Origin of the sequence: Nonomuraea sp. NPDC049158 (genome assembly GCF_040648335.1) — a bacterium.
Classification (GTDB): Bacteria; Actinomycetota; Actinomycetes; order Streptosporangiales; family Streptosporangiaceae; genus Nonomuraea.
Map to the genome: position 1 here is coordinate 106,132 of NZ_JBEZDM010000033.1, position 12,751 is coordinate 118,882.

7 protein-coding genes and 1 pseudogene are annotated in these 12,751 nt (G+C 71.3%); all 8 read right to left on the bottom strand.

Features of this window, described 5'->3' with window-relative positions; genetic code table 11:
* Window positions 1–79: 79 nt before the first annotated feature.
* Window positions 80–1,441, bottom strand: coding sequence for a hypothetical protein (locus AB0B61_RS44990; RefSeq protein WP_358446207.1), 1,362 nt, complete (start codon window positions 1,439–1,441; stop codon window positions 80–82).
* 74 nt (window positions 1,442–1,515) lie between these two features.
* Window positions 1,516–3,228, bottom strand: coding sequence for a hypothetical protein (locus AB0B61_RS44995; RefSeq protein WP_358446209.1), 1,713 nt, complete (start codon window positions 3,226–3,228; stop codon window positions 1,516–1,518).
* Window positions 3,229–3,292: 64 nt separating this feature from the next.
* Window positions 3,293–3,685, bottom strand: a complete 393-nt coding sequence (locus AB0B61_RS45000) for a (deoxy)nucleoside triphosphate pyrophosphohydrolase (RefSeq protein ID WP_358446212.1) — start codon at window positions 3,683–3,685, stop codon at window positions 3,293–3,295.
* Window positions 3,686–3,727: 42 nt separating this feature from the next.
* Window positions 3,728–4,828, bottom strand: coding sequence for a bifunctional lytic transglycosylase/C40 family peptidase (locus tag AB0B61_RS45005; RefSeq protein ID WP_358446215.1), 1,101 nt, complete (start codon window positions 4,826–4,828; stop codon window positions 3,728–3,730).
* A complete protein-coding gene (locus tag AB0B61_RS45010; protein WP_358446218.1) occupies window positions 4,825–5,454 on the bottom strand; it encodes a hypothetical protein in 630 nt (209 codons plus the stop codon). The genes AB0B61_RS45005 and AB0B61_RS45010 overlap by 4 nt, the downstream gene beginning before the upstream one ends.
* Before the next feature lie 2 nt (window positions 5,455–5,456).
* Complete coding sequence (locus AB0B61_RS45015; RefSeq protein ID WP_358446221.1) at window positions 5,457–7,781, bottom strand: type IV secretion system protein; 2,325 nt, start codon at window positions 7,779–7,781, stop codon at window positions 5,457–5,459.
* The gene (locus tag AB0B61_RS45020) at window positions 7,778–10,258 is read right to left on the bottom strand and encodes an ATP-binding protein (protein ID WP_358446224.1); all 2,481 of its coding nucleotides are present in this window, start codon (window positions 10,256–10,258) and stop codon (window positions 7,778–7,780) included. The genes AB0B61_RS45015 and AB0B61_RS45020 overlap by 4 nt, the downstream gene beginning before the upstream one ends.
* Window positions 10,259–10,305: 47 nt before the next feature.
* Window positions 10,306–12,751, bottom strand: a pseudogene (locus AB0B61_RS45025) (hypothetical protein); the annotation flags it as partial.

Genomic DNA, 12,751 nt, shown 5'->3' on the forward strand with positions numbered 1-12,751 from the left:
GTCATCGAGCGGTCAGGGCGGTGAGTCGCGTGCCGAATCCGACGGCCGGACGCCACAGTCGCGAGATCGTACGACCGCGTTACGCGCGACGTCCCCAGCGGCGCTTGGGCTTCTGCGGGGGCAACGGCTGGATGGCGGTCACATCGGCGGGCGCTCCTTCGGCGGCCGACCCTTCGAGTGTGGGCCCTTCGAGGGTAGGCCCTCCGGCGCCAGGCCCTTCGATGCCAGGCCCTTCGGTGCCGGGTCGGGGCTGGCCGATGCTCTGCCACGGCTCGGCGTCGCCGGTCTCGGCGGCTGAGGCGGCGCCCAGCGGGCGCTCAGGCGAGTCTTCGTACGGACCGGCACCACCGGGCGGGATGTCCGCGGGCGGCTGCTCAGCCGGGACCAGAGCCTCGAACGGAGCCCGGTACGACTCCCCCTCGGGCTCGGGTCGGCTGAAGGCATCGAAGTCGGACTTGGTCGGCTCCTGGCTGAACGTGTCGAACTCGTCCGGATGCAGCACCACAGGCTCGCTCGCCGCCGTGGGCGGCTGCGCGGGGCCGTAGCCAGGCTGGCCGTACATGTTCGGGTCCTGATAGACCGCGCCGTACTGGACCTGTCCCCCCGGATAGGTCTGTACGGGGACGAAGCTGATGATCGGCGCGTACGCCGTACCGCCCGGATAACCGGGCGCCGGGAAAGCGGCGGTGGCATAGCCAGGGCCTGCTGGATAGCCGCCCCCTCCCGGTCCGCCGGGGGCTCCCGGGAAGCCGGGCTGGCCCGGGCCGCCCTGCGGGCCCGCCTTGCGCACGGCCGCCGCGTGGGCCATCCGGCGCAGTCTTCCCTCGAAGATGAGCACCGCGAACAGCACCAGCAGCACCAGGACGAGTGCCGGGATGCTGAGTTGCTGGGTCAGCGTCCGCTGGTCGTACTCGGGGGCCGCGTTACGCAGCTCGAGCGGGACCGATTCCTCCGTCGAGCTCTCCGTCAAGCTCGGCGACGGCGTCGTCGAAGGGGTCTCGACGGGCGCCACGGTGGGCAGGACGACGTCCGTGTCCGTGGGCTCGGGCGTGGACGAGGTGGTCGCGGACGGCACCTCCACGGTCTGCGACGGCAACGGCTGCAGCTGCGAGGGCGTGGTCTTGGGCGTGCTGGGAGTCGAGCTCGGCGTCTTCGAGTGCTTCGGGGCGCTCGTCTTCGTCGTCGTCTTCGTGGGCGCGGTGACGGTCTTGGTGATCGTCGTTTCCGGGTCCGGAGTCGGGGTGTCCATCGTCGTGGTGACCGTGACGGTGGTCTCCGGCGTGATGTCGCACACCTCGCCGGCATCGCAGGGCTCGACGGCGGGGTCGTAGGCGACTGCGGAGGCGCTCGCGCTCTGGATGACGAAGGGAACCGCACCGGCACCCGTCAGCCCTAAGGCGAGGATCAGTGCGGACACGGCCGTCGCTCGCGTACGTGCCACCTGTGCCCTCCGCGCAGTCCCGAAACCATGGTCAAGGGAATCCTAGCCGGGTAAAAGTAACAGTAAAGACGGAATTACAACACCTTTCGTCGCAATCGCGCCCGTTGTGCCCTGGCGACCAGCCACAGCCCACCGAGCAGCACCGCGATCCCGCTGGCGACCCACGGCAGTCCGCGTACGCCTGCCAGGGGATTCACCCGCTCGGCCGGTTGAAAGCGGTTACCCGGAATGGCGAATGGCAGGGGCGGCCCCACTTCTTCGGCCGATGTCATGGCTCCCCACCCGGCTCCCGCACCGGCGCCGAAACCCGGAGTTCCAAGTCCCGGAGCGCCGCCTGCGGGGGTGCCGCCTTGTGGGGCGCTCAGTGCTGGAGCCCCGGCTCTCGGCATGCCACCGGTGCCGACTCCCGAAGTGCCGCCGACTCCCGGAGCGCCGAGCCCCGACCTCGGCGGAGGAAGGACCTGGGGAACCTGGGGCAGGGTCAGTGCGGGCTCGCGCCGCAGCTCAGGTGCCGGGACCTGGACGGCCGTCCCGTTCGGTACGGCGCTGGACGCGTGCGCATGACCGGCTGAGACCATCCGCAGATGGGACTTCGCGGTATGCCCGTTTCTAGGGCGTACGCTTCCGGCGACCGCCGTCTTGTCCGGGCGAGCGTCCTCGGCGCCGCGTTGGACGCGCACCGCTCGGCCGCTCAGCGTGACATCACCACGCGGGATCTCGACGAACGTCCCCGCGCTGTCATCGGCGGACTCCCCACGCACCGCCCCCTGTCCGCGCGCCCCCTTCGGGAGGGTCTGGGTGGACGTCTTCGGCCCCTTCGGCAGGGTCGCGACAGGTGCGGCCGGTCTGCCGCTCGCCCTGACAGGGGCGCTCACTGGAGCCTTGACAGAGGTCGTGGTCGAGCCGACGACGGTCGCGAAACCGCCGCTCGTGTCACGCGCCCGAGCCGCCGCCGTGAGCACGACCTCCTTCGGCCCGCTCGGCACGGTGAGCAGCACGTCCACCGACCGATCCCCCGCCACATCACCCAGCGCACACACCCGCGCCCCAGGGACCGCACCCGGAGCCACCCCGCCCGGCGCGACTCCGCCGCCTGGGTGCGTCCCGCCAGGCGCGGCCAGACTCGGCGCGCTCATACCCTGCGCCGTCACACCCGACGCGCTGACCGCCGGCGCGGTCGGCACGAGCGTGGTCCTCAGCGTCGCGGCCAGCGTCGATGACGGCCCGGACGCCAGCACGCCTCGCGACGCCGCCACCCCGGCGACCGGTCGCCCGCCCACCGAAGCCTGTCCGCTCCCAAAATCCTGCCCACCCGGCAAAGCCTGCCCGACGGCCGCCTGCCCACCCTGAACGGCCGGCCCACCCGGAACCGCCAGCCCACTCGGGACCTGCCCGCCCGGAACCGCCTGCCCGCCCGGGACCGCTCGCCCCTCGACCGCCTGATCCCCCGGCCCGCCCACGACTCCCGGACCCGTGTCCAACAGCCCACCGGCGGGCAAGCTGGGGCACGTCATCGACGTCAGCGCCTGTGCCGGGCTGGTCGACACCGCGAGCCGGGCGTCGCGGCCCGCCCCCTCCAGCCTCACCCGAAACCGCAGGGCGTCCCCCGTACGTGCCCATCGCCCGACTTCGCCGGCATCGCCCAGCCGCTCGAAGACCAGTGCGATCCCAGCACCTCCAGCGGCCCTGAAGACCTCGGCCGCCACGGGCTCGCACTGGATGCCCGCCAAAACCGACGCCCCCGCGAAGGCCAGTGCCCCCGCCACGATCCAGCCATGTCTGACCACGTCGCCTCCCCTCAGGCCGCGTGACATTACGCTCAGTAATCGTTATGTCACCCAGGGGAGATGGTTAACCCTTTCGGAGCAGATCTTCCACGGCTTTCATCACCGGCAGGTCCGCCCCGAGCCAGGCCACGTCGTAATACTCGTCAGGCCCGAGCCACCGCAGCGCCAGATGCTCCTTGGCCTCCGGCACGCCCGAGGCCAAGGTGGCCAGCCAGGCCCGCATGACGTACCCCTCGGACAGCGGCCAGTCGCCGCCCACCCGCGCGCCCACGGACACGGTCACGCCGAGCTCCTCGCGGCACTCCCTGATCAGCGCCTCGATCTCGCTCTCGCCGGGATCCACCTTGCCGCCCGGGAACTCCCACCCACCGGCCAGTGCGGGCGGCTCGGCCCGCTGCGCGGCGAGTACGCGCCCATCCGAGGAGACGATCACCGCCGCCACCACGATCACCGTCATACCGCCACCACGACCATCATCATGCCGTCACCACGATCACTGTCATAGTGCGGCATTCTGCAGCTTCTTGAGCTGTTCGAGCACGTCGGGGTTCTGTAACGGACGGGTGAAACCCATAATATTGCCGCGCGCTTGGTACGTCGTCACCTTGATCGGCCCGCACAGCGTGCAGCGGGCCTCCACCATCTTGCCCTTCGACACGATCATTCCGACGTGCCCGGGGTTGTCCGGCCCCGTGCCCGGCCCGGCGTTGAAGAACACCAGGTCACCCGCCTGCTCGTCACCCTGCGAGATCTTCACGCCGAACGGCCACTGCCCGAACGTGGTCCGCGGGATCGACAGCCCGGCCGCCCGGTAGGCGGCGTAGATGATGCCCGAGCAGTCGAACGCGTCGGGCCCGGTCCCGCCCCACAGGTACGGCTTGCCGCGCTGGGCCAGCGCGAACTCCAGGATCTTGGCCACCACGTCACTCGGCGCGGCCTCGACCAGCGGATCGTCACACGCCTCGTCGGCCTGCGGCGGCACCTCGACGTCACCGGACTTGGCGTAACCCTTGGCGATCTGCTCGACCTGGTCGACGTACCACCAGGCGCGGTTGTAGATGAACAGCGCCTGCCGTACCTTCTCCGGAGCGCCGTTGCGCTTGAGCATCTTCGCGGCGCCCAGGATCGCGTCGGCGGGGTTGTAGATGTCACCCACGCCGTCACCGTCGCCGTCGGAGGCGTACCCGTTGAACTTCGACGACATCGCGATCTGCGCCTTGCCGCCCCACGTGCCGATCAGGAACTGCATCGGCCCGGCCGCGCCCGCGTAGTTGGTGCCGCTCTTGACGCCCGCCATGTTCGAGCGGCCGTGATCGGTCTCGCGCTTGCCGACGGCGGCCAGGATGTTCCACTGGACGCCGACCTTCGTGCCGAACTTCTTGTACAGCTCCAGGTAGTCGGCCGGGATGTCGGAGGCGCCGGTGTCGGACACCTCCTGTACGGGCGTGTCGCCGTTGACGCAGTCAGTACGGGCGGTGCTCCCGCTGCCGAGGAACGACGGGATCGAGGTCATGAGCATCGGCGACATGATGACGACGGCCAGAAGCAGCACCCCGGCGGCTCCGACCGCCAGGGCGACGCGAGCGCGGGAGGTGTTCACCCCTGGGTGTCTCCGTCCTGGCCCGCGTCGGCGGGTTGCAGGTCGAAGACCCGCCAGTCGGAGCCCATCTGACTCACGGTGACCGCGTAGTCGTCCACGAGCTGCTTGTTGCCGCTCTTGGCGGTGATCTGCTGCGTGCCGGTCACCACGAAGACGACGGACGACTTCTCGACCTGCCTGATCTCCTTCATCTTGGCCGTCCCCGCCGCCACGAGCTCGTCGGCGCGGTCGCGCTCGACGGTGCCGGGCGAGGTGCGCGTCCTGGCGAGCACATTGCCGAACTCGGCCGTGGTGAACACCTTGACCCGATCCACATAGGCCGAGGGCTCCTCGTCGTAGCGGAACGTTCCGTACGCGGCGGTGAACCGCTCGGCCAGGTCGGCCGCCGCGGCGAGCTGCTCCTTGGTCATCGGCAGGTAGGAGTAGATGTCGAACGGCTTGCCGCTGGCGGTCGCCAGCGGCTTGCTCGGCGCGGCCGGTGAGACGGTCGTGGTGTGGCCGGTGGACGCCTGCCCCGCTTCCGGTTCGCCGGAGTCCGGCCACATCGTCAGGTAGATGCCGACGGCGGCGATGACCACCACGATGGCGGCGAAGGCGACGCCCCGCCTGTCACCCGGCTGCGCCATGATCAGTCCCTGTCCGGATTGCTGGGCTTGAGCCAGAACGGCACGGACGGCTCGCCCTCACCGGAGCCGCCGCCACCACGGCGGCTGCTCGGCAGCCAGAGCGGTGGCGCCTCCGAGGAACGGCCCTTCGGCTCGTCGGCCGGGCGCCGACCGCCTGAACCGCCACCACCGAACATCCCGCCGCCCGACGAACCACGACTCGCCGACCGGGACCCGCCAGAACCGCCGGAACCCCCCGAACCGCCCGAGCCACCGTTGCCACCCGAACGACCGGAGCCACTCAGCCACGATCCACCCGACCCGGACCCGCCCGACCTGGAGCCGCCCGACCCGCCGAACCGCGTGCCACCCGACCTGGAGCCGCCCGAAGAGCCACCGGAGCCGCCCGCGCCACGACGTGACGCCCAGCCACCCCCGGAACGCCCGCCGAACCAGCCACCTCCACCGGCCCCGCCACTCCCCGCACCAGCGCTCCCAGCACCGACACTCCCAGGACCGGCGGCGGACCCACCTGACGGGCCGCCCGACGTCCGCGCCCCACCTGGCTGCGGAGTGCCACGGGTGCGAGTCGGTGTACCGCTCAGGTTGAGCGGCGGCGCGGCCCCGGCACGCGGCGCCGGCACCTGCCGGCCCGCGGCCTTCCCGTCCTGCTTGTCGGTGTTCAGCGGCGCGGCCGTGGCGGGCACCCGGGTGCCGGACGCGGCCGCCCCCTCCGCGCTCTCCTGCCCACGGGCCCGGCCCTGGGCGACCGTGGACGCCGCCGCCGCGGTGCCCGCCGACGCGCCCATCGCGGCCGCCTGGATGAGCGGCTCGGCCTTGCGCGCACCCCAGCGGCCGATCCTGGCCGCCGCCACCGGCGGCAGCGCGGAAGACGACCGCTCGAGTACGGAGGAGGACGCGGCGTCGCCGAGCATGCGCGTGGTCAGCGTGTGCCCGTTCATCGAGGCGAACAGGTGCTGGAACGGCCGCCGGTAGAAGAACACCGCGATCGTCAGCAACGCCATGAACAGGATCTGCAGCCCCCACGGCATGGCGGTCGAGATGATCAGCGCATAGCCGTACACCAGCACGCCGAGCACGAGCGCGAGCACGGCCTGCCGGAGCAGCGTGCCGATCAGCATCTCCACCCAGCGCATGGCGATGATCCGCCCGCTGCCCGGATGCACGCCGATCAGCAGGAACACCGGCCCGAGGATGAGCAGCAGCAGGAAGCCGACCTTCAGCACCAGCAGCGAGACCGCCACCAGGAAGATGAGCACCCCGGCGACCAGGGCGGCGATCAGCGCGCCGATGGCCACGCCGAGCCTGCTGGTCCAGTCGCGGCCGGAGAAGATCATGTAGCGGGAGTCGTTCTTGAGCTTCTCGGCGATCTCGGCGTACTTCGCCTGGTGCGCGCCGACGTCCGGCGCCGGTTGATCAGCCGTCGCGGCGGGGATCGACTGGGTCTCCAGCATCGTACGGCCGAAGTCGCGCACGATCGGCTGGTTGGGGTCGGCGGTGCCGAACAGGCCCATCAGCCACGGCTTGCAGACCAGCGTGGACCACAGCGCCTCGGCGTTCTGGTCGACCCCTGGCGTGCCGGTCTGGCCGTAACCGCCCGCCTTGACCTGCGGGTTCGTCTGGCCGGGGCCGGGCAGGCAGGAGGCGCCGCCCGCGCCGGGCAGGCCGGAGAAGGCCGAGTTGACGACCTCGCCGGTCTTGTCCGTGACGATCGTGCCGAGGCCGGTGAAGTCGCCGGGCCGGCTGAAGAACCAGGTCGCGACCGTGACCGCGAGCACCATCCAGATCACGCCTTCGGCGGTGGTGGTGGCCCGCTTGCGGATCAGTCCGTACCAGGCCAGCCAGATGGCGCCGAGGATGACGATCGGCCGGAGCAGCGGCCAGTACATCGCGTTGGACAGGTTCGTCACGATGTCATCGACCACGTCCTTGATGGACTGCAGCGGCCCTTCCGTGGCCGCTGCCTGGTAGGTGGTGATGGTCACCCGGTCGATCGCCTTGGCCCACAGGAAGATCGTGTTGGCCCAGGTGTTGCCGAGCACCGCGGCGAAGTCGGAGCAGCCCAGGTCGTAGGTGTGCCAGAACTGGCCACTCATGCCGAACTGGGCGTAGTTGGTGGTCGGCGCCGCCGGCGCGCCGCCCTCGGGGACGGGCGGCTGCATCATGCCGTCGGAGCCGCTGCCGATCACCTCGGGAGCGAGCGCGCCGGACAGGTCACAGGGAGCCGCCGCGGCGGGTGAGAGCGCGCCCACCACGATCGGCACCACGAGGATGCCCACGAGCAGGGCCAGAGCTAGCGCGAGCCGCCTGGGTAGCCGGATCTTCATGACCGCACCTCCTGCGCTCTGCCGCCCACTCCCCCTTGAAGATCATGATGCCCGTTGTCGCTGGGTTTGTCGTGTGTCGGATTGGTGTCGAGCCAGCGGAGCAGGTCTTCGGAGATCAGGTCTACTCCGATGCGGCCCGCCCTGCCATCCAGATCGCGGAAAATGCATTCGCCGTTGCCGAGCGATCTCAGCACCGCCTTGTGCTCTTCCGACGCCTCCACGCCCAGCAGGGACATCACGTGCTCGACCTCCACCCGCTCGGTGGACCTGAACGCGAAGACCGAGGACAGACAGTTGGTGACCTGCTCGTTCAGCAGGTCACCGGCATTCTGTGAGACGAGCACCAGCGCGGTGTTGCGAGAACGACCCATGCGGCTGACCTCCGGCACCAGCTTCGCACCCTCCGGCGTGGACGTGATCGCCCATGCCTCGTCCAAGAAGATCGCCTTGGGCGCGCGGCGGTCCAGGCTGTTCATCAGCCGCCGGGCGAACTGGGAGACCAGGTAGAGCAGCGCGACCGACAGCCGCTGCTCGTAGGAGTAGTCGTCGCGGCCCGTCGCCACGTCGGGCAGCGTCAGGCCGCCGAGCGTGAACACGGTCGTCCAGCCCTCGGTGTCGACCTGGTCGCCTCCTGAGGGGTCGAAGCAGAGTTTGGCCAGCCGCATCTCCGACATGGAGCGGAGTACGGCGCCGAGGTTCTTGGAGGCGGCGTCCGTGGACTGCTCCAGGAACTCCACCACCTTGCCGAGCGACGGGTCCACGCCGTTGGAGACAGCCGCGACTGCCTGGATCATCGCCGACTCGCGTTCCTCCGACATCCGGGGCAGCAGCAGGCGCAGCGTCTCGGTGGCCATGGTCTTCTTGGCCGCGATGTCGTCGCCGAACGAGAACGGGTCGAGCAGGCCGGGCGCGGCCGAGCCGAGCGGGATGACGCGGGCCTTGCGCTCGCGCTTCTGCAGCAGCTGCACCAGCGACTCGGCGTCGCCCTTGGGGTCGATCACGGCGACGGTGACGCCGCGCAGCGCCATCTGATAGATCATCAGCAGCGCGAGCGTGGTCTTGCCGCCACCGGGCTCGCCGGTGATCGCGATGGCCGTCGGCCGGTTGCGGGTGGCCGCGACCAGCGGGTCGAAGTGCACGATGCTGCGGGCTCTGCCGACGGTCTCCCCGATGTACGGCCCGAGCCAGCCCTCGCTGCCGTCGCCCAGCCGGTCGCCCAGGTCCACGGTCGCCGTGGCCATGCCGCCGGCGATCGTCCGCAGCGGCTGCCGCTGGGCGTAGGCGTTGACCCTGACCTTCTCGCCCGGCAGCGCCTCGCAGAACAGCGAGAACTGGTCGCCCGTCGAGCTGACCACGTCGATGCCCATGTCACGGTAGTGCTCGACGACCGCTTCGACCCGTTGTACGCACAGGTCCTCGGTCGGGGCCGACACGATCAGCCGGTGCCAGCCGTACACGAAGGGCAGCCGCTCCTTCGTGATGCCGTGCTCCAGCATGCGGGCCGCGTCGATCTGCTCGGCGAGCGCGAGCGGCGCCTCCGCGCCTGCCTCGCGGATGTGGATGTCCATGTCGCGCGCGTGCGCGAGCTTGCGCGCGACGTCCTTCGACGCCTTGACCGGCGGGATCAGCCGCATCCTCGACGAGATCTCGACGGGGAAGGGCAACTGGTCGGCGAAGTGCAGCCACGGCTCGCCGTCCGGGAACGGCATGATGTCCGGGAAGCGGGCGAACGACAGCTGCGCGACATAGGAGTCGCCCTGCGGCTGCACGATGCGCAGCAGCGACCTGCCGTTGTGGATCTCGCCCTCGACCAGCGACTCGATCTCGCCCTTGCCCCAGCGCCGCTTCGGGCTCGCCGACGGCGGCGGATCGCCGAGCGCGCCCGCGGCCGAGTGCTGGAAGAGCCACGCCACCTCCACGGAGGTGGCATGCCTGGCATAGAGGGCGCTGGAGGCGAGTGCCCGGCCCAGCCGTTCGGCCTGCTCGGTCCATCTGCCGATCTCGCCGTCCGGGACGTGGTCGTCCTCGAGCCCGAGTGCCTTCTCCGTACGCTGGTAGAAGCCGAAGAGCTGCCCCAGCACGCCCGCGCCCACCTGCTTGCCCCGGGGACCGAGGCGGACACCGATGTAGACCTCCTTGGACCAGAAGTCCTTGGCCCACACGTGCCGGTACATCTCCTCCAGATAGTCGCGCCAGCCCGACCCCTCGTCGGAGGTGGCGTTGAGCGCCATCGCCCATTCGGCCGCGGGATAGGTGCGGTGCGCGACCCTCAGGTGTACTTCGGCATCGGGCATCCGGATCGTGGCCAGCGCGATCGTGATGTTGGTGGCCAGCGCCTCACGCTCTTCGGGCGTGACGAATTCGTAGCTGATCGTCGGAAGTCGGAAATACGCCCATGCGCAGGTGTTGGTGAGCAGGATGCGGTCGTCGAAATAGCGGACCGCCAGGCGCTGATGCGCTCGGGACCCCCTGCTCATGCCGCCCCCTCGGCGCATGAACAAGTCAGACCTGCTCGCATGTTCACTTATCGCTCACCGATTCTCGTGCCCGGGGGGTCACTCGCCAACTCCTCTTCGCTCGGACGGACCGTCTGTGCCGCAAAGCCCGCGACCACGACCCCGGCGAGGGCGAGGTAGGCCCGCCGCCCGGCCGCGCGCAACTGCCCAGGATCGACCACCCCGTCGCCGCCCGGCGCCAGGTCGTCCTCCCAGGGGACCCTGACGATGGCCCGGCACCTGCCGCTGGCCACCGACTCCGCCTGCTCGACGTCGGCCATCGAACGCCTGCTCACGCCGTTGACCACCATGACCGCCCGCCTGCGCAGGTCCGCGCAGCCGTGCCCGTCGAGCCACTCGTACGTCATCGCCACCGCCTCGGGCGCCTCCTCACTCGCGGGGACCACCAGGACCAGCTGGTCGGCGTACGGAAGCACGCGAGCCGCGAGCGCGGCGGCCGGGTCCAGGACGGCCAGCTTGTAGTGCCGGTCGAGCAGGTGCATGGCCTGGCCCAGCCGGTGGTCGGAGAACAGCGTCCGGTCGGACAGCCGCTGCTCGGCGTCCGCGTCGGTGTCGGCGCCGATCACCTCGAGCCCCGACCCGGTGCGGGTGGTGTAGCCCCGCATGGTCAGGTAGCCGCTGACCCGCTCGAGCCCCGCCAGCAGCGAGGCCAGCGTCTCGGGGGTCTCCGGGTCGATCCTGCTGGTCAGGGTGTTGCCACCGATGTTGGCGTCGATGGCCACGACCCGGTCGTCGCGATATTGGGCGAAGGTGTGCCCCAGCATCAGCGCGGTCGTGCTCTGCCCGGCGCCGCCGGTGCAGCCGAGCACCACGACCCGGCGACTGCCGCTGAACACCGCCCGCGTCCGGGCCTCGTCGATCTCCGATCCGTCGGTCCGCACGCTGCCGCCGCCGACGACCACCTGCGCGATCCGCCGCCAGCCGCCGGAGTCGCGGCCGACCACGGACTCGACCCGCCGCACCCGCTCGCCCGGCGTCGGCCCCTGAGTGATCTGCCTGGCCGCGGGCGCCCGCACGACCTGCTCGCTCTGCCCGCTTTGGAACGGCCCGCTGCTCGCCGCCTCGTCCGCGTACGTCCCGCTGCCCGCCGCCTTGTCCGAGTACGCCCCGCTGTCGCTTGCCGGCGCGGCTCGCTCGCCCTTCGCGGGACTGGTCCCTTGACTGCCTCGCTCGCTCCTGGCCGGGCCGTTCTCCTGACGGGCCCGCTCGCTCTTGGCGGGGCCGATCTGGTGGACGGACGCGGTGGTCTCGGACTCGAGGGCGGACGAGGTGGTCTCGGGGGCGGACGCGGTGGTCGCGGGCTCGTCGCGAGTCGTTCCGGCCTTCTGGGCCTCGTCGTCGCGCGTCACCGGCCGGATGTATCGCACCGGCTTGCTGTCGGGGTTGAGCGGCGGCCAGAGCCGCTGCACGTCCGGGAACACGAGCGGCGGGCTCTGCCTGGGCGGCTTCCCCTTCCGGTGCTGGTCACGCGCCACCTCATCCGCCCCGGCCGCGCGCACCTCCTCGGCACCGGTCACGCGCTCGCCTTCGGGACCGGTCACGCGCACGTCCTCGGGACCGGTCACGCGCTCGTCTTCGGGACCGGTCACGCGCTCGTCTTCGGGACCGGTCGCACGCAGCTCCTCGGCACCGATCACGCGCACGTCCTCGGGACCGGCGTCGTCGGCCCGCCGCGATCCCTCGCTCCGGCCCACTCCCGAGGACCCGCCCGCCTCCGCCACTCCACCGGCCACGGCCTCACGAGACGCGGCTTCGCTGTGCGGCGCCTCAGCGCGGGTCACGTCAGCGGGGGCCGCGTCAGCGCGCGCCGCCTCGGTGTGGGTCGCCTCAGAGCGGGTCGCCTCGCTGCGCGCCGCCGTGTCGGCGCTCACCGCCTCAGAGGGGACCGCCTCAACGCGGGCCGTCGTCTCGGCGCGAGTCGTCTCAGCATGGGTCGCCTCGCTGGGCGCCGTCGTGTCGGCGCTCGCCGCCAACCTACGCAGTCGCCGCAGCGCCTCCGTGTCGATCGGCTTTCCGGCCACCCGGGTAGCGTCCTCGCCGCTCCTGTCGATCGGCTTCTCGGCCACCCTGCCGACGTCTTCGCCACCCCTGTCGGCCGGCTTCCCGGTCGCCCGGTCTTCGCCGCCCTCATCCCTCTGTACGGCGATCAGAGGCGGCTCCGTCGACCGTGAACCGGTCTCAGCGGTCTTACCCGCTCTCGGCCCCGCACCCGAGGTCCTGGCCGGCGACGAGCCCGTCGTGGCCGGCCGTGCGCCCATCGCGAGCGTCTTGTCCGGGCGTACGGAGGACTCAGGCTGGAGTACCGGCGGCTGGACCGCGAGCTCGGTGCCCAGGGCGGGCGCGGTGCCGCGGCGGGTGACCGAGCCCCAGCCGGGGCGGGCGGGCCCTCGGGAGTGGGCCGGAGCGAGGGATCGCGGCGGGCCGACGACGCCGGTCCCGAGGACGTGCGCGTGA